The sequence below is a fragment of the [Mycobacterium] fortunisiensis genome (genome assembly GCF_019050325.1).
Lineage (GTDB): Bacteria > Actinomycetota > Actinomycetes > Mycobacteriales > Mycobacteriaceae > Mycobacterium > Mycobacterium fortunisiensis.
On record NZ_VOMB01000021.1, the window covers coordinates 13,358 to 36,405 of the forward strand.

General features: G+C 68.1%; 19 protein-coding genes and 1 riboswitch. Of the genes, 4 read left to right on the forward strand and 15 right to left on the reverse strand.

The window, feature by feature from the left end; genetic code table 11:
- Nucleotides 1–2 precede the first annotated feature (2 nt).
- Nucleotides 3–872, reverse strand: coding sequence for a (3R)-3-[(carboxymethyl)amino]fatty acid oxygenase/decarboxylase (gene scoE, locus FR943_RS18630; RefSeq protein WP_217159741.1), 870 nt, complete (start codon nt 870–872; stop codon nt 3–5).
- 41 nt (nt 873–913) lie between these two features.
- A complete protein-coding gene (locus FR943_RS18635; RefSeq protein ID WP_246585130.1) occupies nt 914–2,296 on the reverse strand; it encodes a PPE domain-containing protein in 1,383 nt (460 codons plus the stop codon).
- A gap of 110 nt (nt 2,297–2,406) precedes the next feature.
- Here FR943_RS18635 and FR943_RS18640 point away from each other — a divergent pair, with 110 nt between their 5' ends.
- Entirely contained in the window at nt 2,407–3,216 is an 810-nt protein-coding gene (locus FR943_RS18640; protein ID WP_217159742.1) for a class I SAM-dependent methyltransferase, read from the forward strand.
- 15 nt (nt 3,217–3,231) lie between these two features.
- Here FR943_RS18640 and FR943_RS18645 read toward each other — a convergent pair whose 3' ends face one another.
- From FR943_RS18645 to FR943_RS18655, 3 genes are read right to left on the reverse strand one after another with little or no spacing between them, the layout of a single operon-like run.
- Nucleotides 3,232–4,140: an HpcH/HpaI aldolase/citrate lyase family protein gene (locus FR943_RS18645; RefSeq protein ID WP_217159743.1), complete on the reverse strand. Its 909-nt coding sequence runs from the start codon at nt 4,138–4,140 to the stop codon at nt 3,232–3,234.
- 29 nt (nt 4,141–4,169) lie between these two features.
- Entirely contained in the window at nt 4,170–5,354 is a 1,185-nt protein-coding gene (locus FR943_RS18650; protein WP_217159744.1) for a CaiB/BaiF CoA transferase family protein, read from the reverse strand.
- A 9-nt stretch (nt 5,355–5,363) separates the two neighbouring features.
- On the reverse strand, nt 5,364–6,722 hold the full coding sequence (locus FR943_RS18655) for an LLM class flavin-dependent oxidoreductase (protein WP_217159745.1): 1,359 nt from the start codon (nt 6,720–6,722) through the stop codon (nt 5,364–5,366).
- 68 nt (nt 6,723–6,790) lie between these two features.
- Between FR943_RS18655 and FR943_RS18660 the strand changes: the two genes are divergently transcribed.
- On the forward strand, nt 6,791–7,441 hold the full coding sequence (locus FR943_RS18660; RefSeq protein ID WP_217159746.1) for a GntR family transcriptional regulator: 651 nt from the start codon (nt 6,791–6,793) through the stop codon (nt 7,439–7,441).
- Between the two features lie 15 nt (nt 7,442–7,456).
- On the opposite strand, the gene metE is transcribed toward FR943_RS18660, so the two are convergent.
- Nucleotides 7,457–9,730: a 5-methyltetrahydropteroyltriglutamate--homocysteine S-methyltransferase gene (gene metE / locus FR943_RS18665; RefSeq protein ID WP_217159747.1), complete on the reverse strand. Its 2,274-nt coding sequence runs from the start codon at nt 9,728–9,730 to the stop codon at nt 7,457–7,459.
- A 142-nt stretch (nt 9,731–9,872) separates the two neighbouring features.
- A riboswitch (cobalamin riboswitch) is annotated at nt 9,873–10,066 on the reverse strand.
- A gap of 77 nt (nt 10,067–10,143) precedes the next feature.
- Between metE and FR943_RS18670 the strand changes: the two genes are divergently transcribed.
- Nucleotides 10,144–10,896: an enoyl-CoA hydratase gene (locus tag FR943_RS18670; protein WP_217159748.1), complete on the forward strand. Its 753-nt coding sequence runs from the start codon at nt 10,144–10,146 to the stop codon at nt 10,894–10,896.
- Between the two features lie 10 nt (nt 10,897–10,906).
- Here the strand turns inward: FR943_RS18670 and FR943_RS18675 are convergent, their stop codons facing one another.
- From FR943_RS18675 to FR943_RS18710, 8 genes are all read right to left on the reverse strand, one after another.
- Nucleotides 10,907–12,100 (reverse strand): dihydrolipoamide acetyltransferase family protein, encoded by a 1,194-nt coding sequence (locus tag FR943_RS18675; RefSeq protein WP_308170602.1) that lies wholly within the window; start codon nt 12,098–12,100, stop codon nt 10,907–10,909.
- Nucleotides 12,097–13,155, reverse strand: a complete 1,059-nt coding sequence (locus FR943_RS18680) for an alpha-ketoacid dehydrogenase subunit beta (protein WP_217159750.1) — start codon at nt 13,153–13,155, stop codon at nt 12,097–12,099. Before FR943_RS18680 ends, FR943_RS18675 begins: the two co-directional genes overlap by 4 nt.
- A 1-nt stretch (nt 13,156) precedes the next feature.
- Nucleotides 13,157–14,257: a pyruvate dehydrogenase (acetyl-transferring) E1 component subunit alpha gene (gene pdhA, locus FR943_RS18685; RefSeq protein WP_217159751.1), complete on the reverse strand. Its 1,101-nt coding sequence runs from the start codon at nt 14,255–14,257 to the stop codon at nt 13,157–13,159.
- Nucleotides 14,258–14,476: 219 nt separating this feature from the next.
- Nucleotides 14,477–15,283: an HpcH/HpaI aldolase/citrate lyase family protein gene (locus FR943_RS18690; protein WP_217159752.1), complete on the reverse strand. Its 807-nt coding sequence runs from the start codon at nt 15,281–15,283 to the stop codon at nt 14,477–14,479.
- On the reverse strand, nt 15,283–15,771 hold the full coding sequence (locus tag FR943_RS18695; protein ID WP_217159753.1) for a MaoC family dehydratase: 489 nt from the start codon (nt 15,769–15,771) through the stop codon (nt 15,283–15,285). Before FR943_RS18695 ends, FR943_RS18690 begins: the two co-directional genes overlap by 1 nt.
- Nucleotides 15,768–16,931 (reverse strand): acyl-CoA dehydrogenase family protein, encoded by a 1,164-nt coding sequence (locus tag FR943_RS18700; RefSeq protein WP_217159754.1) that lies wholly within the window; start codon nt 16,929–16,931, stop codon nt 15,768–15,770. Before FR943_RS18700 ends, FR943_RS18695 begins: the two co-directional genes overlap by 4 nt.
- Nucleotides 16,928–18,925 (reverse strand): acetyl/propionyl/methylcrotonyl-CoA carboxylase subunit alpha, encoded by a 1,998-nt coding sequence (locus FR943_RS18705; RefSeq protein ID WP_217159755.1) that lies wholly within the window; start codon nt 18,923–18,925, stop codon nt 16,928–16,930. Before FR943_RS18705 ends, FR943_RS18700 begins: the two co-directional genes overlap by 4 nt.
- Before the next feature lie 17 nt (nt 18,926–18,942).
- Nucleotides 18,943–20,484 carry a carboxyl transferase domain-containing protein gene (locus FR943_RS18710; RefSeq protein WP_218045929.1) on the reverse strand — a complete coding sequence of 514 codons (1,542 nt, stop codon included), beginning with the start codon at nt 20,482–20,484 and terminating at the stop codon, nt 18,943–18,945.
- Nucleotides 20,485–20,566: 82 nt separating this feature from the next.
- Between FR943_RS18710 and FR943_RS18715 the strand changes: the two genes are divergently transcribed.
- Complete coding sequence (locus FR943_RS18715) at nt 20,567–21,163, forward strand: SACE_7040 family transcriptional regulator (RefSeq protein WP_217159756.1); 597 nt, start codon at nt 20,567–20,569, stop codon at nt 21,161–21,163.
- Here FR943_RS18715 and FR943_RS18720 read toward each other — a convergent pair.
- Nucleotides 21,160–23,019, reverse strand: coding sequence for an alpha/beta hydrolase family protein (locus FR943_RS18720; protein ID WP_217159757.1), 1,860 nt, complete (start codon nt 23,017–23,019; stop codon nt 21,160–21,162). The genes FR943_RS18715 and FR943_RS18720 overlap by 4 nt on opposite strands.
- Nucleotides 23,020–23,048: the final 29 nt, after the last annotated feature.

Below are 23,048 nucleotides of genomic sequence, written 5' to 3' on the forward strand. Positions count from 1 at the left end.
GGTCATACTCCGTATCCAGGTGTCGTAAGGCCGTCCAGCATGGTCAGCCGATGAGTCGTCAACGTGCCCGTCGTGGTGCCATGTTTGGCCCGGTGCATCAGAACCCGGTTGTCCCACAACACGACATCGCCGACTTCGTAGTGTTGGGTGTGGATGAACGGCGAGCTGAAGTCCGGGTCGAGTTGCCCGGTGGCCGCCAGTAGGTCGGTCAGCACGGTGGGCTCCAGAACGTTGCCCTCTGCGTCCTCGATCTTCGTGGTGCCGGAGGCACAGATGTAGAGGATTTCCTGCCCGGTCCTGGGGTGTCTGATCACCGTCGGCCAGCTGATCGGCGGTGTGGTGGTCGAGATCTCGTCCCAGACTTCACCGATCGGCCGGTAGACGTCATGTGGCCGAATCTTGATGTGCCGCCGGGGATCATGGGTGGCGAACGTGCCGCGAACCCGATCCCGCATGTCCTCGGGCAGAGATTCCCAGACCTTGTTGAGATCGATGAAGTAGGTCCCGCGGTCGGCTCCCGGAACGGCCAGCGGCACCACCATGGAGAACGCGAAAGGCTCGGGCATGAACATGTAGTCGATGTGCCAGAACGCCCCGGTCCGGGGTACACCGGCACCTTCCTCGGTCGACGAGACGAAGATCTCCGAGTGGTCGTGGTGGTGATAGATCGGCTCGTAGTACGTGACGACATCACCTACGATGCGGCCCAGCTCGAGGAACTCTTCCGGGCTCGGGTGGACGTCTTTGAGGACGACCAGCTTGTTCTGGTAGACGATCTCACGGATCTCGTCTCGGGTGACGGTGTCGAGATACTTGGGGTCGATTCCCGTGACCTTCGCCCCGAGCCCCTCGCCCTTCACATTCAGCGGCATGTCGGATTGGTCGCATCAAACCTCTTGAAAGTTCCCGCTATTCACGAACCGCTTCCCGGATCGCGTCGCCAACTGGCGGGAAGCACGGGGGCGGCGGCCTCGGCGGTTTCGGATGCGCGTTGGATCAACCCCGCCGCGGGTGCGTTCACCTTCACCTGAGCCGTCCCGGCGAAACCCAGGGCTGTCGTTCCCGTCTCACTCGGCGACGGTGCCGCAGTATCGACCTCGTCGGGCTCGCCGGCGGAATCGAGGAACTCGTAGCGGTGACTGTGTGCCCGCGTGCGGTTGCGCCCGGTTCGATTCCGACGGCTGCGGCGCACGGCCGCCGCACGCGCAGCGGTCACGGCGGAGCCGACATCGGCCATGCTCTCAGGGGATTTCGTGCCGGCTCTGGGCCCCGATGTCACTGCGGGCGGATCGAAGCCCGGCACGGCGTAGCTCACCGCGGGTCCCGCCGCCGAGCCGGTGGTGGGCGCGGCGGTGCTCGTCGCCGCACCCGAACCATTGGACTGCGGGACGCCCGGGGCCGACCCGGATACCACCGTTGTCGCCCCGAATTGCGTGGCCGGGCCGCCGCGGCGCCCGTCGGCACCCGCGGCGGTCATCGGAACCACCCCCGTTGGCAACAGCGGGTTCTGCAGTACCGCCAGGGCGGCGAGCGCGCTGAGCGCACTCAGCGCCGGCGCGAAGAACGGGAGCAGCAACAGCGCATAGGAGGCGTAATAGGGGTACCAGAGCATGTCGTAGAGCACCAAGGCAATGACCGCGAGGATGGCAGACTCGACCGGGCCGAAGCCCAGCCGGCCGAAGAACTGCTGAAACATCTCCAACAACTGTTCGGGATCACCGGCGTTCGTCAGGAGATCCGAGATCGACTGCTGCGCACGTTGCGTTTCGGCTCCCGGCGCGAGGATCGGTGGGGCCGGTCCGGTCTGTGGAACGGCCGCGGCCGCGCTTGTCGCGACTGCCTCGTAGGTCGTCATCACCTCGGCAGCCTGCAGCCACATCCGAGCGTAATCGGCCTCGTTGATCGCGATTGGGATGGTGTTGACGCCAAAGAAGTTGGTGGCCAACAGCACACCGTGGGTGACATGGTTCGCCGCGAGCTCGGCCAACGTCGGCATGCTCGCCACCGCGCCGGCATACGCGGCGGCGACGGTCTCGTGCTGGACAGCGGTGACAGCGCTGTCGGTAGCGGCCTGCTCCAGCCAGGCCAGGTAGGGACCGTGGGCAGCCAGGTACTGCGCAGCGCTCGGGCCTTGCCAGCCACCGGCCTGCACCTCGGCCAGAATCTGCGTGAGTTCGACTGCTGCCAAGCGGTATTCGGTGCCCAACGCCTGCCATTGCGCTGCCGCCGCATGCAGGGAGCCCGGGCCCGGACCCGCGGTCAACAGCGCCGAGTGCACCTCTGGCGGCATCGCCAGCCACACCGGTGCGGTCAGGTCATCACCTCCTCGCCGTTCGGCTTGTCGGTGTGTTGGTCGATCCGTGGCGCCGGAAAGTTCCCGCCGGGTTGCCGAGTACGGTCGTGCCCATGCCAGTCATCGACGCTCGCCATCTGACGGCGATATCAGAAACCGCATTGCTGACGCTGCACCAGCGAGCAACCGAGGCGGCCCGCCCCGACGGCGTGATCGAGGACCCGATGGCGATCACCCTGCGCGACAGCCTCGGCTACGACTATGCGCGGTTCGGCCGCACCCACCAGGCCACTGCCCTGCGGGCCCTGGCCTTCGATGCCGCATCGCGCCGGTACCTGCAGACGCATCCCCGGGCCACGGTGGTGGCCCTGGCCGAGGGGCTGCAGACCAGCTTCTGGCGCCTCGACAACGGCGAAATGACCTGGCTGTCCATCGATCTGGAACCGGTGGCGCAGCTGCGGCGGGACCTACTGCCGGCCTCCGATCGGCTGGCCCTGCTCGCGCAGTCCGCGCTCGACCAGTCCTGGATGGATCGCGTCGACACCGCCGACGGTGTGCTCATCACCGCCGAGGGACTGTTCCAGTATCTGGAGCGCGACGCAGTGTTCGACCTCATCGCGGCGTGCGCCGGCCGGTTCCCCGGGGGACAGCTGATCTTCGACAGCGTGCCGCGTCTGCTGAGTGTCTTCTCGCAACGGCGTGGCATCAGGCTCAGCCCGCACTACACCGCGCCGCCGATGCCGTTCTGGTTCACCGCCGACCGCTACCACGAGCTGCGCGCGATTCCCGGGGTCCGCGCCGTGTACGAGCTGGACATGCCTGCGGCGCGGGGCACGATCGTGCCCCGCGCCGCGGCGGTGGTCTACCGATCCCGGTGGCTGCGACGCTTCCGGGCGCCCACCAACGTCGTCGAGTTCGGCTGAGGTGTTCGGACGAACTCAGGCCGCGCTGATCAGCGCGGCACGCGCCAGGACCTCTTCGGCCTTCTTCACGTGGGCGGCGTCGACGAGGACGCCGTCGACCCCCACCGCACCGCGCCCGGCGGCCTCGGCCTCGCGGTAGGCCGCGACGTTGCGGTGGGCCAGCGCGATCTCCTCGGCGCTCGGGGCGAACACCTCGTTGGCGATCGGCACCTGGCTGGGATGGATGGCCCATTTGCCGGTGTAGCCGTACAGCGAGGAGCGTCGCGCTTCGGCCTCGTACCCGGCCACGTCCGCATAGTCCGGGTACGGCGAATCGATCGCGTCGATCCCGGCGATGCGCGCCGCCACCATGATCTTGTTGCGGGCGTACGCCCAGAAGTCGCCCGGGTACTCACCCATCGGCACGAAGTTGGTGTCCACCCGCGCCCCCTGCGACAGCGAGAAGTCGCCCACTCCGAAGATCACCGCATCCAGCCGCGGACTGGCCCGGACGATCTCTTCGGCATTGGCCAGCCCTTCGACCTCCTCGATCAGCACCTCCAACCGAATCTTGCGATCCAGCCCCAGTTTCTCCTCCAATTGGGTGAGCAGCACGTCGACCCACCAGACGTCCCGGGCCGTGCGTGCCTTGGGAATCACGATGGTGTCGAGTTGGGCTCCGGCGTGGGTGACGACCTCGATGATGTCGTCGTGACACCACGGGGTGTCCAGGCCGTTGATGCGGATGGCGCGGGCGGTGCGGCCCCAGTCGAGTTCGGTCAGGGCCCGAATGGCCTTGGCACGCGATTCCACCTTGAGCCCCACCGGGGTGGCGTCTTCGAGATCGAGGAACACCAGGTCGGCACCACAGGTGACACCCTTGACGAACATGTGGTCATTGCAGGCCGGCAGCGCCAGCTCGGAGCGGCGGATCAAATCAGTCATCGTTGCTTATTCCTTTGCGTCACTGAGTGTTAGAGCACGCCGGCGGCATGCAACTTGTCGATTTCTGCAGCGGTCAGGCCCAGTAGCTCGTGGTAGACCTCGGCGTTGTGCTGACCCAGGCGCGGGCCCAGTGAGTCCACGCGTCCGGCGTTCGCCGAGAAGCGCGGCACCGGTGCCTGCACCGTCATCGCACCGAGTTCCTCGTCGTCGAGCCGGACGAAGACCTCGCGGTGGCGCAGTTGTTCATCGGCGACCAGCTGGGTGATGTCGTACACCGGCGCCGCGGCCACCTCAGCGGCGTCGAACACCGCCATCGCCTCCGACAGCGTGTGTGCCCCAACCCATTCCGCCACCACGGCGTCCACCTCGGCCGCGCGGGCCAGCCGACGTTGCGGATCGGCGAAGTCGGCATCCGACACCAGGTCGTCGCGACCGATCGCCCGAAATACCCGCAGCGCCAATGCCGGCGAGCTGCCGGACATGGCCAGCCAGCGGCCGTCGGACGTGCGGTAGGTATTGCGCGGCGCCGAGATGTCCCAGCGATTGCCGGCCCGCTGCGGCACGATGCCCAGCTGGTCGTAGCCCAGCAGGGTCTGCTCCAACAACCGGGCCAGCGGGTCGACGAGGTTGATGTCGATCAACTGGCCGGCCGCACCGTGCACGTCGCGGTGGTAGAGCGCCATCATCACCGCGTAGGCGGCGTTGAGCGACGCGATGCCGTCGGCCAGCATGAACGGCGGCAGGGTCGGCGGTCCGTCGGATTCCCCGGTGATGTGGGCGAATCCGCTCATCGCCTCGCCGAGGGTGCCGAATCCCGGCCGCTCACTCTTGGGGCCGCTCAACCCGAATCCGGTGATGTGCAGCATCACGATGCGGTCGTTGACCTCGCGCAGCGACTCGTAGTCCAGACCCCATTTGCACAGTGTCTGCGGGCGGGTGTTGACGATCACCACGTCGGCATGGGCGACCAGACGCCGCACCAACTCCTGTCCTTCGGCCACCCGCAGGTTGGCCGTGATCGATCTCTTGTTGCGGGACACTGATTTCCACATCAACCCGATGCCGTCACGCTGGTGGCCCCAGGTGCGGATCGGGTCACCCTGGCCCGGTTGCTCCACTTTGATCACGTCGGCGCCGAACTCACCCAGGTAGGTGGCGGCCAGTGGTGCCGCCGCCAAGGTGGCGAGGTCGAGTACCCGTACACCCTCGAGCATGCCGCCCATCTACGACGCGGACCGGGTCAGTGTGCGGGCGGGGCGATCCAGCCCCAGGTGATCGCGCAGCGTGGAGCCCGTGTAGGCGGTGCGGAACAGTCCGCGGTGCTGCAGTTCCGGCACGACCATCCGGACGAAGTCCTCGTAGGAGCCGGGGGAATGTGTTGCAGCCATGACGAATCCGTCGCAGGCGCCGCTGGTGAACCATTCCTCCATCTGGTCGGCCACCTGCCGGCCGGTCCCGACGAAGCGGGGGCCTTGCAGCAGGGTGGCGCGGTGCCCGGCCAAATCCCGCACGGTCACGGTGTCCCCGCCGATGTGGGCCCGCAGGTTCTGCACCAGGCCGCGGATCCCCGACACCGAGGCGATCAGATCGTCGGTGACCGGGTCGTCGAGATCGTGTTGGGCGAAGTCGTAGTTCATCAGCTCCGACAGCAGCGTCAGTGAAGCCATCGGATCCACCAGGTCGTTGAGGAACATGTCCTCGCGTTCCTTGGCATGGGATTCGCTCTCCCCCACCACGGCATAGGCCATCGGGCAGATCCGCACCGAGGCCGGGTCCCGGCCCGAATCGGCGACGCGCTGCTTCTGATCGGCGTAGTGCGAGCGGGCCACATCGATCCCTGGGTCACCGGTGAAGATGAGATCGGCCCAGCGCGAGGCGAATTCCCGTCCCCGGCCAGACGAGCCGGCCTGCAGGATGACCGGACGGCCCTGCGGGGTACGCGGTACGGTCAGTGGTCCTCGGGCCGAGAAGTAGCGCCCGACGTGGCCGAGTTCGTGCACCTTGGTGGGGTCGGCGTAGCGTCCGGAGACCCGGTCGTGGGCGATGGCGTCGTCTTCCCAGGTGTCCCAGAGCCCGGCCACCACGTCGAGGAATTCGTCGGCCCGGTCGTAGCGCTCGTCGTGGCCGAGGTGGGATTCGATGCCGAAGTTCTGGGCCTCGCTGTCGTTGACCGAGGTGACCACGTTCCACGCGGCCCGCCCGCGCGACAGGTGGTCCAAGGTGGCGAAGGTGCGGGCCACATGGAACGGGGCGTAGTAGGTGGTCGAGTAGGTGGCGCCGAGCCCGATGTGCGACGTGGTCTGCGCGAGCACCCCGAGGATGACGCTGAGATCGAGCTTGACCGGGCGGGCTCCGTAGCGCACCGCCTCGGCCACCGAACCGCCGTAGATGCCGGGCATCGCCAGCCGGTCATCGAAGAACATCAGGTCGAAACAGCCCTCTTCGAGCTGGCGGCCGATCTTGGCGTAGTACGACGCGTCGAGATAGCCGTGTTCGGTGGCCGGATGGCGCCAGGAGCCGGCGTACACCGATGTGCTGCCGGCCTGCATGAATGCCACGAGGGACATCTGATCGGTTCGCATGGCCAGAATCTAACATCTGATATATCAGATATCAAGGGTATCGTGCACCGCGCCGGTACGCTGCACGGATGACCCCGGTCGACATCTCCGGCACCGTGCGCGAGCGAGCGGCCCGCGAGCTGCGCAACCGCATCATCACCGGCGCGATGGCACCGGGAACCCGGATCGACCTGGATGCCATCACCGAGGAGTTCTCGACCAGCCGCACCCCGGTGCGCGAAGCCCTCCTGGAGCTGTCGTTCGAAGGGCTGGTGCGGGTGGCGCCGCGCAGTGGCATCACCGTCATCGGGGTCAACGTCGAGGACGTGACGGACAGCTTCACCATCCTCGGCGTGCTCACCGGCCAGGCCGCCGCCTGGGCCGCAGAGCGGATCAGCCCCGACGAACTGACCCACCTGCGTGACCTCGCCGCCGACGTCGCGCGACGCTCCGGCGACGACAGCATCGGCGAGGCCAACTGGCTGTTCCACCAGGCGATCCACCGGGCGGCCCACTCCCCCCGGCTGCTCACCCAGATCCGGCAAGCCGCCCGGGTGGTCCCGTCGAATTTCCTGACCGTGTTCCCCGAACACGAGAAACATTCCCTCGACGAGCACGAGGAGTTGCTCGACGCCCTGGAAGCCAGGGACGCCGACCGGGCCAGAACGATCGCCGAACGTCACGTTCTGGAGGCCGGCCGGTCCCTGGCCACCTGGCTGGAACAGCAGTCGGCGGTGTGACCCGGCCGGCGTGACTCAGCCGGCGCGCACCTCCTCGGCCGCAGCGACCAGATTCTGCAGCGACGCAGTCACCTCGTCGGTGCTGCGGGTCTTCAGTCCACAGTCCGGGTTGACCCAAAGCCGTTCGGCCGGAACCGCTTCGAGCGCCTCCCGCAGCGATGTCGCCATCTCCTCGATGCCGGGCACCCGCGGTGAGTGGATGTCATAGACACCCGGGCCCACACTGTTGGAGAAGCCCACGGCGTTGAGATCGCCCAACACCTCCATGTGTGAACGCGCCGCCTCGATGGACGTCACATCCGCATCCAGCTCCGCGATCGCGCCGATCACCTCACCGAACTCGGAATAGCACAGGTGGGTGTGGATCTGCGTCGAGTCGGCGACGCCGGACGTCGACAACCGGAAGGCATCCACCGCCCAACGCAGGTATGGCTCTTTGTCTTTGGAACGCAGCGGCAACAGCTCCCGCAGCGCCGGCTCGTCGACCTGGATGATCGCGATGCCCGCCGACTCCAGATCGACCGTCTCGTCGCGGATCGCCAAAGCCACCTGCGCGGCGGTCTCGGCCAACGGCTGATCGTCGCGGACGAACGACCAGGCCAGGATGGTGACCGGCCCGGTCAGCATGCCCTTGACGGGTTTGTCGGTCAGCGACTGGGCGTAGGTGATCCAGTCCACCGTCATCGGCTTGGGCCGGGCCACGTCGCCGTACAGGATCGGCGGGCGCACGCAGCGGCTGCCATAGGACTGCACCCAGCCGTTCTGGGTGGCGAAGAACCCGTCGAGTTGTTCGGCGAAGTACTGCACCATGTCGTTGCGCTCGGGCTCACCGTGCACCAGCACATCGAGGCCCAACTCCTCTTGGAGCTTGATGACGTCGGCGATCTCGGCTTTCATCCGCCGCTCGTACTCGGCGGCGTCGATCTTGCCCGACCGCAGCTCGGCACGAGCAACGCGAATGGCCGTGGTCTGCGGGTAGGAGCCGATCGTGGTGGTGGGCAGCGCCGGCAGGTTGAGCCGATCCTGTTGTGCCGCACGACGTTGATCGGCCGGACCGCGCTGCGCACCGGACGCCACGATCTCCGAGATCCGGCCTCGGACCGCAGCGTTGTTGAGCCGCGGGTCGGCCTTGCGCGAGGCAATGGCCGCATCGGATGCGGCGATCTCTGCGCCGATGGCCTCGCGCCCGTCCCGCAGGCCGCGCGACAGCGCGACCACCTCGGTGACTTTCTCGAAACCGAAGGCCAGCCAGCTGCGCAGCGCCGCGTCGATGTCGTGTTCGGCATCGAGGGTGTACGGCACGTGCAGCGTCGAGCACGACGTAGAAACTGCGACGGCCTCCGCCGACCCCGCCAGCGCGGCCAGCGTTCCCAGCGCTTTCTCCAGGTCGGTCCGCCAGACGTTCCGTCCGTCGACCACACCGGCGACCACCAACTTGTCGGCCAGTTCCGGCGCCGCGGCAACCGCGGAGGAGTTTCCGGCGACCAGGTCCACACCGATGGCCTCGACCGGGGTCCGCGCCAACGCCGGCAGCGAGTCGGTCAACTCGCCGAAATAGGTCGAGACGAAGATCGCCGGACGCTTCGCCCGGCCACCGAGCCGGGCGTACGTGCGCTCGGCGAGCTCTGCCGCGTTTTGCAGACCGTCGGTCACCAGGACCGGCTCGTCGAGTTGCACCCACGGCACGCCCCGATCCGCGAGCAGTTCCAACAGTTCGGCATACACCCCGACCAGCTCGTCGAGCCGGGTGATCGGCGTGTCCGCGCCGTCGACCGCTTTGGCGAGCGCCAGGAACGTGATCGGACCGACGAACACCGGCCTTGCCGGAACACCTTGGGCCACAGCCTCGTCCAACTCACCGACCACCTTGGCCGGGTTGAGCGAGAACGCGGTGTCCGGGCCGATCTCGGGCACGATGTAGTGGTAGTTGGTGTCGAACCATTTGGTCATTTCCAGCGGCGCGATCGCGTCGTTGCCGCGAGCGGCGGCGAAGTAACGATCCAGCTCGTCGGCCACGCCGGCCACCCGCTGCGGCAACGCCCCCACCAGAACGGCCGTGTCGAGCACCTGGTCGTAGTAGGAGAAGGTGTTGACCGGAACCGAATCCAGCCCTGCGGCCACGAGCGACTCCCAGGTGTCGCGACGCAACGTGGCCGCCACCGCCGCGAGTTCGGCCCGGTCGATACGACCGGCCCAGTATTTTTCGACGGCGCGCTTGAGTTCCCGGTTCGGGCCGATACGCGGCGATCCGAGGATGGTGGCGGTGAACGGTGCTGCAGTGGTGCTCATGACGTAGTCCTCATGGCGATGTCCTCCAAGTACATACGGGATGGCCACCGCCAGGAGGCATTGAGCCGAGCACGGTCACCCGCCACGAGTGAGCCGTTTTCGGCCACTGCCCATTCCACGAGGCGATGAACCACCGGACGCGGCGCGCCCGGTACAACTGGCAGGTCTTCGGACTCACAGGCGCGCACTCACGTACACCTACTGGCCGTCGCTTCCCGGCCCTGCGGGCCAGTGCTGATGACGGCGGTCGTTCCTGCATACCGCTGCGGGACAGTCCCGGATTCTCACCGGGTTCCCTCTCATGTCGCACCTCAACCAGCATGCGACATTCGGTGTCGGCGCCGCACATACCCCGGCGCCGGCAAACCAGCTGCGCCGCCCAGGTTACCCGCCGCACGGGCTAGGGTGAATCCATGCCGGATTCCGTGTTGGTCAGCGTCGACGACCACGTCGCCGTCATCACCGTCAACGATCCCGATCGCCGCAACGCGGTCACCTTCGAGATGTCGGCCGCGCTGCGTGCCGCGGTGGCCGACGCCGAAGCCAACCCCGACGTGCACGCCGTCATCGTCACCGGTGCGGGCAAGGCGTTCTGTGCCGGCGCCGATCTCACTGCCCTCGGCGAAGCCACCGAGGACGGCCTGCGCAAGATCTACGACGGGTTTCTGGCGGTCGCCAATTGCACGCTCCCGACGATCGCCGCGGTCAACGGTGCCGCAGTGGGCGCCGGGCTGAACCTGGCGCTGGCCGCCGACGTGCGGATCGCCGGCCCGGGGGCATTGTTCGATCCGCGATTCCAGAAGCTGGGCATCCACCCCGGCGGCGGCGCCACCTGGATGCTGCACCGGGCCGTCGGGCCGCAGGTGGCGCGTGCGGCTCTGCTCTTCGGTGTGCGGTTCGATGCGGAATCCGCAGTGCGCCACGGGTTGGCGCTGTCGATCGACGGAGATCCGGTGGGGGCGGCCCGCCGGCTGGCCGCCGGTCCGGCCGCCGCACCGCGTGACGTGGTGATCGCCACCAAGGCCTCGATGCGGGCCACCGCCAACCCGGGGGTGGTGGATCTCGATCAGCATCGCATCGCGGTGGACACCGAGCTCGGCCCGCAGGCGCGGTCCATCGAATCCCCGGAATTCGCCGAGCGTTTGGCCGCCGCCAAACGTAAGTAGCGGCCCCGGGTTACCGGTCGAGCAGCGCCAGTTCGGGCGTCTCGATCAGGCGGCGCAACTCACCGAGGAATGCCGCAACCTGGGCACCGTCGAGCACGCGGTGGTCGAACGCACAGGTCAGGGACATGGTCGGACGGGCAACCACGGCGCCCTCGAGCACCACCGCACGCGGCTTGATCGAGCCCATACCCAGGATGGCCGCCTCGGGATAGTTGATCACCGGCACCCCGTCGTCCAGACCGAGGGCACCGAAGTTCGACACCGTGAACGTCGAACCGGCCAGCTGTGCCGGGCCCAGGGCCCCGGCCCGGGCCTGCTCGACGAGCTGGGCCACGGTCACCGCCAGCTCGCGGGTGGTCAGCGACTGTGCGTCGCGGACCACCGGAACCAGCAGCCCGCGCGCCGCGGCCACCCCGAAGCCCAGGTGGACCGCCGGATGCCGGTGGACCTGCGGGCCGTTCGCGGTTTCCAGCCAGGTGGAGTTCAGCAGCGGATGGCGTCCCAACGTCAGTACCAGCAACCGCAGCGTCAGCAGGAACGGGGTCACCGGCACCTCCGGATCGGCCACCCGGATCCGGTCCCGCAGCTGCAGCAACGCGGTGCAGTCGACCTCCACCCGCCCATGGGCGTCTGGGATCTCCTTGTGTGACAACGCCATCCGGCGTGCCATCGTGGCCTGCACCGCGCCCACGTCGAGGACCTCCGCACCGCCCGCGGCGGCCAGCACGTCGTCGCGGGTGACGATGCCGTCGGGACCGGACCCCGGCGCCAACGTGTCGAGATCGACCTGTAGATCGGCGGCCAGTTTGCGCACCGGTGGCTTGGCGAGCGCCCGCGGGCGGCCCGGTTTCCGCCGGCTGGTGTCCATCGTGTCATCGGCCCCGTAGCCGACCAGCACCGACTTCCGGGGTGTGGCACCGTTTTTGACGGGCTCGGCGGGCGTCGTGGTCGGCTCGGTGGTCGGCCCGGCGGTCTCGATCCGGACCAGCACTGACCCGACGGTCAAGGTGCCCCCGGCCGCGCCGCCGAGCTCGAGCACCTGCCCGGCGAAGGGGCTGGGGATCTCGACCTCGGCCTTGTTGGTCTCGACGGTGCACAACGTCTGATTGAGCTCGACGGTGTCGCCCACCGCCACACTCCAGCTGGTGATGGTCGCGTCCTGCAGTCCCTCGCCGAGGTCGGGGACCAGGAACTCCCGGTTCACGGTTGCCCCATCGCACGCTCGACGCAGTCGAGCAGCCGATCCACCCCGGGCAGCCATGCCTTCTCCAGGCGTGCCGGCGGGTAGGGCGTGTCGAATCCGGTGGCGCGCAACACCGGGGCCTGCAGGTGGTAGAAGCATTCTTCGGAGATTCGGGCGGCCAGCTCAGCCCCGAAGCCCAGGGTGCGCGGGCCCTCGTGCATCACCACGGCTCGGCCGGTGCGCCGCACCGACTCGGCCACCGTGTCGAAGTCGAGCGGGTTGAGCGAGCGCAGGTCGATCACCTCCAGGTCCCAGCCGCGCTCGAGCGCCAAGTCGGCCGCGCCCAGCGCGGTGCCGACCAGCCCACCGTAGGTGATCACGGTGGCGTCAGTCCCGTTGCGCCGCACCACAGCCCGGCCGATCGGAGGTGCCGGGGCGTTGGTGTCGACCGGTTCGCGGGCCCAGTAGCGCCGCTTGGGCTCCAGGAAGATCACCGGATCGGGGCTGCTGATCGAATACCGCAGCAGCCAGTAGGCGTCGGTCGGGGTCGACGGGACGACAACCTTGAGACCGGCGGTGTGCAACCAGTACGTCTCGGTGGATTCCGAGTGGTGTTCCACCGCACCGATTCCACCGAACGACGGGATCCGCACCGTCACACCCATGTTCACGTCACCGTGGGTGCGCATCCGATATTTGGCCAGATGGCTGGCGATCTGGTCGAAAGCCGGATAGCTGAACCCGTCGAACTGGATCTCGGGCACCGGGACGAACCCGCGGATCGCCAGGCCGACGGCAATGCCGATGATCGCGGACTCGGCCAGTGGGGTGTCGAAACACCGCTGGGTGCCGAAGGTTTCGGACAACCCCTCGGTGACCCGGAAAACCCCACCGAGGGTGGCGACGTCCTCACCGAACACCAGGACCCGCTCGTCGGCGGCCATCGCATCGTGCAGCGCCCGGTTGATGGCGGCCACCATGGTCAGCTCGGTGGGCGGCGCCATCGTGGTCAGTATCGGTTCCCAGGGCTCCGGTGAATCACCTTGAGCAGCAGGCCGGTCGATGATTTGGGTCATGTCACGCCTCCTTCGCCAACTCCACCGACAACGCGTCGCGCTGGTTCGCCAGATCCGGGGTGATCTCGGCGTACACGGTGTCGAACAGCTCGGCCGGATCGGTGTCGGCGGAGCCGACGAGGGCGTCACGCACCTCGGCGCACAGCCGCCGCGACCGCGCCTGGACGCGCTGCTCCAGACGCTCGTCGAGCACGCCCACGGTCTGCAGATAGGTTCGGTAGCGCGAGATCGGATCACGGGCCCGCCATTCCTCGAGCTCCTCGGCCGGCCGGTAGCGGGTGGGATCGTCGGACGTGGTGTGGGGACCCATCCGATAGGTGACGGCCTCGATGAGGGTGGGACCACCGCCGCGGCGAGCCCGCTCGGCGGCCTCGGCCATCACCGCATAACAGGCCAGGACATCGTTGCCGTCGACGCGGATGCCGGGCATGCCGTAGCCGATGGCTCGGTGTGCGATGGACGGGCCGGCCTGCTGCCGGCTGACCGGCACCGAGATCGCCCACTGGTTGTTCTGCACGAAGAACACGCAGGGCACGGCGAACACCGACGCCAGGTTCAGCGCCTCGTGCACGTCGCCCTCGCTGGTGGCTCCGTCACCGAGAAACGCGACGGTCACCGACTTCTCGCCGAGACGCTCGGCGGCCATCGCCGCCCCGACGGCGTGCAGGCCGTGGGTGCCGATCGGGATCGCGATGGGGGCCACGCAGCGGTCGGTGAACCCCCGGCCTCCATGCCAATTGCCCCGCCACAGCGCGCCCATCTGGGCCGGGGTGATCCCGCGCAACACGAACGCACCGATCTCCCGGTACTGCGGGAACAACCAGTCGGTCTTGTGCAGGCAGGCTGCCGCGCCGATCTGCGCGGCCTCCTGGCCCCGGCAGGAGGCGTACAGGGCCAGCTCGCCCTGGCGCTGCAGGTTGACGAATTCGGTGTCCAGATCGCGAGTGACAACCATCGACTCGTAGAGCCAGGCCAATGTCTCGGGGGGCAGTTCGCGGCTGTAGCGGCTTTCCTCGGTCGGTGACCCGTCGGCGTCGACGAGACACACCGGATCGAGTTCGACGTTCAGCGCCGCAGACGACGCCGTATACGACTCAGCCATACCGCCTCCTTCTCGGGTGGCGGCATGTTGCGCCGCCAGTCCATGAGGTGCTCAGGGCGGCGGCGGTACAAGCAAAACCCCTGGTGAGAGGCCTCCGACCAATGCCTGGGTGTGGCGCTAGTCGGACGATCCGCTCGGCCCGTCGCAGCACTGGGGCATACCGCCATTATGCGCTCGAGGTGACAGCGGTCCGCGTCATCGACGCGCGAGCGGACGAAATCAGGGCGCCAGGGCGACGATGCGCTCAGCGCGGCGCAGGACCGGAGCGTCGACCATCAACCCGTCGTGCTGAAAGACGCCACGCTCCGTCGCCACCCGGTCGAGCACCGCGCGGGCCCAGGCGACCTCCTCGTCGGTCGGGGCGTAGGCCGCCCGGATCACGGCCACCTGGGTCGGGTGAATCGCGACCTTGGCGTCGAAACCGACGGCCACCGCGTCATCGGACTCGGCGCGCAGCCCGTCCAGGTTCTTGATGTCGACGTACACCGCGTCCAGCGCCACCTTGCCGTAGGCCTTGGCGGCCAGCAGGGTCTGTGACCGGACGTGCTGGGCCACGTCGCGGTACGTGCCGTCGGGCCACCGGTTGGCCGTGCCGCCGGTGACCGCGAACAGATCCTCGGCCCCCCACATCACCGCGCAGGCGTTGTCGGGTTTCACCAGCTCCACCACGTTCAGTGCGGCCAGCGGGGTTTCGATCAACACCACGACGTCCAGCGGTGCCAGCGCGCGGACCTGCTCGGGATGCTCGGACTTCGCCAGCATCACCGTGGTGTAGTCGGTGGCCGCCACGGCCTTGAGGTCGAGCTCGTGATCGGGCGTGGTGGTCGGGTTGACCCGCACCACCGTGCGGGCCGGGTCCAGCCGGGTGTCGATCAGGGCCTGACGGGCCGCCTCACGGTCCTTGGCCGCCACCCCGTCCTCGAGGTCGAGAATCACTACATCGGCTGCCGCCGCGGCCTTTTCGAACCGCTCGGGCCGGTCGGCCGGGCAGAACAGCCAGCCCGGGCCCGGTGCTTGCAATGCCATCAGGAATCCCCCTCCGGACGCATCCGCATCAGGGCCTTGCGGGTGGCTGTGGCCACGACGTCTCCGTGCTGGTTGCGTCCGGTGTGCACGAACGTCACGATGCCCTCCCCCGGCCGGCTCTTGGATTCCCGCTTCTCGGTGACGACGGTTTCGGCGTAGAGGGTGTCGCCGTGAAACATCGGCTTGGGGAAGGCGATCTCGGAGAACCCGAGGTTACCGACGGTGGTGCCCTGGGTCAGCTGCTGAACCGAGAGCCCGACCAGGGTGGCCAGGGTGAACATCGAGTTCACCAGCCGCTGGTTGAACGGCGGTTGCTGCTCCGACCAAGCCGCATCGAGGTGCAGTGCCTGAGTGTTCATGGTCACCGCGGTGAACAATGTGTTGTCGGCCTCGGTGATGGTGCGGCCGGGACGGTGCTGGTAGATGACGCCGGGCTCGAACTCCTCGAACCACAGCCCGCGCTGCTCTATGACTTTCTGTTCTGTCACAGGCCCGCCTCTCGCGCGATCAGCATCAACTGCACTTCCGTTGTCCCTTCCCCGATTTCGAGAATCTTGCTGTCCCGGTAATGCCGCGCCACCGGGTACTCGTTCATGAACCCGTAACCGCCGAAGATCTGCGTGGCGTCGCGGGCGTTGTCCATCGCGGCCTCGCTGGAGACCAGCTTGGCCACCGAGGCGGCCTTCTTGAACGGCTTGCCCGCGAGCATCAGGGCCGCGGCGTCATAGTAGGCGGCGCGGGCGGCGTGGGCGCGGGCTTCCATCCGGGCGATCTTGAAGGCGATGGCCTGGTACGTGCCGATCGCCGCGCCGAACGCCTGACGTTCCTTGGCGTATTTGACGCATTCATCCACGCAGCCCTGGGCCACGCCGACCGACAACGCGGCAATGGCGATGCGGCCCTCGTCGAGGATGCGCAGGAAGTTGGCGTAGCCGCGGCCCCGCTCACCGAGCAGGTTCTCGGCGGGCACCCGGACATCGTCGAAGCTCAGCGGGTGGGTGTCCGAGGCGTTCCAGCCGACCTTGTTGTAGGCCGGTTCGGCGGTGAAGCCCTCGGTGGGCACCGGCACCAGGATCGACGAAATCTCCTTCTTGCCGTTGGCGGCCTCGCCCGTCACGGCCGTCACGGTGACGAGCTTGGTGATGTCGGTGCCGGAGTTGGTGATGAACTGCTTGGAGCCGTTGATTACCCAAGTTGACTCATCCAGCTTCGCGGTGGTCTTGGTGGCCCCGGCATCGCTGCCGCCGCCGGCCTCGGTCAGCCCGAACGCACCGAGTGCCTTGCCGCTGGCCAGCAACGGCAGCCACTCCTGCTTCTGCGCCTCGTTGCCGAAGCGGTACACCGGCATCGCGCCGAGCGAGACCCCGGCCTCCAGCGTGATCGCCACGCTCTGGTCGACCTTGCCGAGTTCTTCCAGGGCCAGGCACAGCGCGAAGTAATCGCCACCCATGCCGCCGTACTCCTCGGGGAACGGCAGGCCGAACAGGCCCATGTCAGCCATGCCGGCCACGACCTCATACGGGAACGAGTGTTCCTCATCGTGTTTGGCGGCCACCGGTGCGACGACGCTCTGGGCGAAGTCACGAACGGTCTTGGCCAGCTCCGCGTAGTGATCCGGCAGCGTGCCGGTGGACAAAAAGTCGGTCATCCTTCGATCTCCTGTGTTGCAGCGGTGATTCGAGCCAACGGCTGACCCACCTTGACCTGGTCGCCGACGGCGACGAGTAGTTCGGCCACACCATCGGTCGGTGCGGTCAGGGCATGCTCCATCTTCATCGCTTCCACGGTGACCACCATGGTGCCCGCAGTCACCTCGGCCCCGCTGGACACCCCCACGGCGACAACGGATCCCGGCATCGGGCTGAGCAGTTCGGCATCACCGCTGTGCTCGTCGTCCGGCCGCACCGGCGCCTCGCGCACCTCTTCGACGGCGTAGCTGTGCCCGCCGCCGGCGAGCCAGAGCTGACCGATCCCCTGGCTGAGCTGAGCGGTGACCAGATACTCGGTGCGCAATCCGTCCAGGGTGAGGATCAGCCGATCGCCGGCCAACGCCGCACTGACGGTGTGGATGTCACCGTTCTCCACGGTGGCGGTGGCCCGCTCCGGGGCTCCGGTGAGGTACACGTGGTCGGTGCGGTCGGCAGCGCGCAGCCGGAACGCGGCCGGGGCGCGTTCCCCGATCCGCCAGCCCGTCGGCCGGGCCCACAGACGGTCGCCGGCCTGCACCCAGGTGCTGATCCACTGGTAGGCCGCCGCGGCGATCAGCTCGGCATCTCCGAGGGGCTGCGGCGTGAAATCCGGTGCCCGCCGGTCCAACAGGCCGGTGTCCAACCGGCCGGCCGCGACGTCGGGATCGGCCAGCAGGAAGCACAGGAACTCCACGTTGGTGGTCAGGCCCAGCACCGCGGTGTCGGCCAGGGCCCGGTCCAGCTTGTGCAGCGCCGCGGTCCGGTCCGCGCCGTGAGCGATCACCTTCGACAGCATCGGGTCGTAGTCGCTGCCGACGACGGCGCCGGCAGCCAGGCCGGAATCCACCCGCACGCCGGGTCCGTCGGGCTCGCGCAGCCCGAGCACCGGGCCGCCGGTGGGCAGAAATCCGTTGGCCGGATCCTCGGCGTACACCCGGGCCTCCACCGCATGCCCGGTCATCACGATGTCGCCCTGGGCGAGTGCGAGCTTCTCCCCGGCGGCGATGCGCACCTGCTGTTCCACCAGGTCGACTCCGGTGACCATCTCGGTGACCGGGTGTTCCACCTGCAGCCGGGTGTTCATCTCCATGAAGAAGAACTCGTCGGGCGCATCGGCGGACACGATGAATTCCACCGTGCCGGCACCCGTGTAATCGACACTACGCGCGGTGTCGCACGCCGCGGCGCCGATGCGCGCCCGGGTTTCGGGATCCAGCAGCGGCGAGGGCGCCTCCTCGATCACCTTCTGGTGGCGTCGCTGCAGGCTGCATTCCCGCTCCCCCAGATGGATCACGTTGCCGTGACCGTCGGCGAGCACCTGCACCTCGATGTGGCGGGGCCGCAACACGAACCGTTCCAGGAACAGGGTGTCGTCGCCGAACGCCGACGCGGCCTCGCGGCGGGCACTGGCCAGCGCGGCCGGGAGATCGGCGGACTGCTCGACCACCCGCATGCCCTTGCCACCGCCACCGGCCGACGGCTTGACCAGGACCGGGAAACCGACCTCAGGCGCGCCCGCGATCAGGTCCTCATCGGTCAGGCCCGGACGCGAGATACCCGGCACCACCGGGACACCGAACGCCGAAACCGCGGCCTTGGCCGCGATCTTGTCGCCCATCGTGGCGATCGCCGAGGCCGGCGGGCCGATGAAGACGATGCCAGCGGCCTGCAGCGCGGCGGCGAATTCGGCGTTCTCCGAGAGGAATCCGTACCCGGGATGGACTGCCTGGGCGCCGGTGCGCTGCGCGGCCGCCACCACCGCGTCGATGTCGAGGTAACTCTGCCGGGCCGCGGCCGGACCGATCCGGACGGCCACATCGGCTTCGGCCACATGGCGCGCCCCGGCATCGGCGTCACTGAACACCGCGACCGACCGGATGCCCATGGCCCGCAGGGTGCGGATGACCCGCACCGCGATTTCGCCGCGGTTGGCGACCAGAACGGTGTCGAACATTGAACTCGATCCCATCATCACATCCGGAACACGCCGTAGGAGACCGGCTCCAGCGGAGCCTGGCCGACAACCGAGAGAGCCAGTCCGAGCACGGTTCTGGTGTCTGCCGGGTCGATCACCCCGTCGTCCCAGAGCCGCGCGGTCGAGTAGTACGGGTTGCCCTGGTGCTCGTACTGGGCCCGGATCGGCGCCTTGAACTGCTCTTCCTCTTCGGCGCTCATGTCACCACGCACGGTGGCCAGCACCGAGGCCGCCTGCTCGCCGCCCATCACCGAGATGCGTGCATTGGGCCACATCCACAGGAACCGCGGCGAGTAGGCGCGTCCGCACATCGAGTAGTTGCCCGCGCCGTAGGAGCCCCCGATCACCACGGTCAGCTTCGGCACCCGGGCACAGGCCACCGCGGTGACCATCTTGGCGCCGTGCTTGGCGATGCCCGAGGCCTCGTAGTCGCGGCCGACCATGAAGCCGGCGATGTTCTGCAGGAACAGCAGCGGGGTCTTGCGCTTGTCGCACAACTCGATGAAATGTGCTCCCTTGAGCGCAGATTCGCCGAACAGCACCCCGTTGTTGGCAACGATGCCGACCGGTTGGCCGTGGATGCGGGCGAACCCGGTGACCAGGGTGGTGCCGTATTCGGCCTTGAACTCGTTGAATTCGCCACCGTCGACGATGCGGGTGATCACCTCGTGTACGTCATAGGGCACCCGGGCGTCCACCGGGACGACGTCGTAGAGCTCGGTCTGGTCGGCCACGGCGTCCACGGTGGGCGCCACCTCCCACGGCGGGGCGTCAGCCGGGCCCAGGGTCGCGACGATGTTGCGCACGATCCGCAGCGCGTCGCGGTCGTCGTGCGCCAGATGGTCGGTGACCCCGGAGGTCTTGGAGTGCAGATCCCCACCGCCGAGCTCCTCGGCGGTGACCACCTCACCGGTGGCGGCCTTCACCAGCGGCGGGCCGCCGAGGAAGATCGTGCCCTGATTGCGCACGATCACGGCCTCGTCGCTCATCGCCGGCACATAGGCCCCGCCCGCGGTGCAGGATCCGAGCACGGCGGCGATCTGGGCGATGCCCTGCGCGCTCATGGTGGCCTGGTTGTAGAAGATCCGGCCGAAGTGCTCGCGGTCCGGGAACACCTCGTCCTGGCGGGGCAGGAATGCCCCGCCGGAATCGACCAGGTAGATGCACGGCAGCTTGTTTTGCAGCGCGATCTCCTGGGCGCGCAGGTGCTTCTTGACCGTCACCGGGTAGTAGGTGCCGCCCTTGACCGTCGCGTCGTTGGCCACGATCAGGCACGCCCGGCCCGAGACCCGGCCGATACCGGCGATCATCCCGGCACCGGGACACTCGTCGTCATACATCCCGTCGGCGGCCAGTGCGGCGATCTCCAGGAAGGGGCTGCCCGGGTCCAGCAGTCCGTCGACGCGGTCGCGGGGCAGCAATTTCCCCCGGTCCACATGGCGTTGACGGGCCCGTTCGGGGCCGCCGAGGGCGGCGGTGGCGAGCTTGGTGCGCAACTGCTCAACCAGCGCCAGGTGCTCGTCGCGGTGCGATGACAAGGCAGCTCCATTTGAGTTAATGACAACTAACTCATGGTAGGTTAGTTTCCATTAACCGAGTTGTCTACCCTCCGGAGGCGCCATGCCCGACAGCGCCGTCACCCGTCGCAGCAAGGCCAAATCGGATCGCCGCGACCAGCTGATCGCCGCCGCCGAACGCCTTGTCGCCGAACGCGGTTATCTGGCGGTACGGCTGGAGGACATCGGCGCCGCCGTCGGCATCAGCGGGCCGGCCATCTACCGGCACTTCCCCAACAAGGAAGCCCTGCTGGTCGAACTCCTCGTCGGCATCAGCACCCGACTGCTGGCCGGCGCCCAGGCGGTCATCACATCCGGCGAGAACCCCGCCGATACGCTCGACGATCTGGTGGATTTCCACCTGGACTTCGTCTTCGGCGAACCCGACCTCATCCGCATCCAAGATCGCGACCTGGCCCACCTGCCCGAGGCCGCCAAACGGCAGGTACGGCGCTCACAGCGGCAGTACGTCGAGATCTGGGTGTCGGTACTGACCCAGCTCGATCCGGACCTGGCCACCGACGACGCCCGGGTCATGGCCCACGCCGCGTTCGGCCTGCTGAACTCCACCCCGCACAGCGTCAGACCCGCTGTATCGAAAGCACATTCGCGCGCCATCCTGCGCCGGATGACGCTGGCCGCGCTCACCGCCGGCGATTAGACATCGAACGCCTTGGACAACCACCGGGTCGCGGCGTCGACCAGTGCCGCGCGATTCTCCCGCTTGACGATCTCATGCCCGTCATCCTCGAAGATCAACAGCTCGACGGTGCGTTCCAGTTCGGTCAGCGCCTCGAACATCTGCAGCGATTCGTCGGGCAGCACGTTGGTGTCGTTGCCACCGTGTACCAGCAGCAACGGAGCGATGATCTCGGCCGCCCTCGGCAGCGGCGAAAGCCGTTCCAGCAGATCACGATCCGCCACCGGGTGGCCGTACTCGGGATACGAGGCCGCCGCGATCCAGGGCTCGGTGGTGCGGTAGAAGCTGTTCAGGTCGCTCATCCCGCAGATGCTGATCCCGGCGACGAACAACTGTGGATGAAAGGCCAATGCCGCCTGGGTCAGATAGCCACCGTAGGACCACCCGGTACAGGCCAGCCGATCCGGCGCGGCCACCCCCTGATCCACCAGATACCGCGCGCAATCCGCGACGTCGTCGATCGCGGCGAAGCGCAACTCCTTGTCGTCCGCGTGCACGAATGCCCGGCCGAATCCCCCGGAGCCCCGCACATTCGGCGTCAACACCGCAAAGCCGGCATCGACGAGGGCGCTGAAGATCTCGTTGTAGGCCGGCCGGGCCTGCCCCTCCGGGCCGCCGTGCAGGAACATCACCGCACCCACCGCCGCGGCCGGCGGCCGGTACAGCCACGCCGTCAGCTCCAAGCCGTCCCGCGCGGTGATCCGCTCCAGCGTCGGCGCGGAGGCGAGCGGGCCGCGGCTGGGTTCGCGGTCGATCCGCTCCCATTCCAGTGAGCGAGGATCGACGAGTTCGACCGTGCGCGGCAGCGACGGCCCCTGCACCGTCATCGCCACCATCGACCCACCGGCACTGATGCTGAGCTCACCGGCCACCGGACCCGGCAACGGAATCGGCGCCGATAATGTCTCGTCGGCATACTCCAAGATCTGCAATTCGCTGCGGCCGTCGATGTTCCACAACATCGCCACCGTGGACAGGTCGTCGCTCACCACGAACTCGTCGAGGTCGTACCCGGGCCGCTCGGCGACCACGTGGTACCACACCCCCTCGGCGGTAACCGTGATCTCCAGCAGCCGGGCGTAGCCGGCACCGTTGTCGCTGCGGATCAGTGCGCGCACAAAGCCTTCGGTGCTGTTGGGTCCGTAGGTGCCGGCCGGGTGATACAGCGTCGTCTCACCGTCGAGGCCGCTGCGCAACCGGCGGGGGGTGTGATCGTCGAGGATCACCCCGAAGTCGGTGACCGAGCCGGGATCGGCTGGTAGCAGCGCGATCTCGGTGAGCCCCCACAGCAGGATGAGTTCCTGGTACCCACGCGGGCCGACCCGCACCAACGAGGCGCCGGCCCAGGCGTCCACCAAGCGACCGCCCGAGCGGCGATCGAGCACCAGGGTGTCCCCGGTGGCCGGATCGATCAGACACGAACTGCCGACACCGTCCTGCCCGGTGAGGATCGCCGCCACCTGGGTGCCGTCCCAACCGATCAGTTCGGCGGTGCCCTCGGCGTCGGGCGGCCAATAGTCGATACGACGAGCGTCTCGATCGTCGGGGTCGGTGGTCACCACCCAGATCTGGCTGCGGGTCCCACCCTCCGGGGCCACCTCACAGGCCAGCCAGTGCCCGTCGGCGGAGTGGATCACCTTCGTCACCGGCCCGATCACCGGCAATTCCACGTCACGCGAGGAGCTGGCCCGCCACCCGCGCAGGAAACGCTGGACCGCGCGCGGATAGCCGCCGTCGTCGACCAAATGCGCAAAGGCCGTCGCGTCCGGCGACAACGACGCGCCGTAATTCACCCGCACGTGCTGATCTGCGGCCACCTCGCATCCTCCCGTCTGCTTCGCGCTCT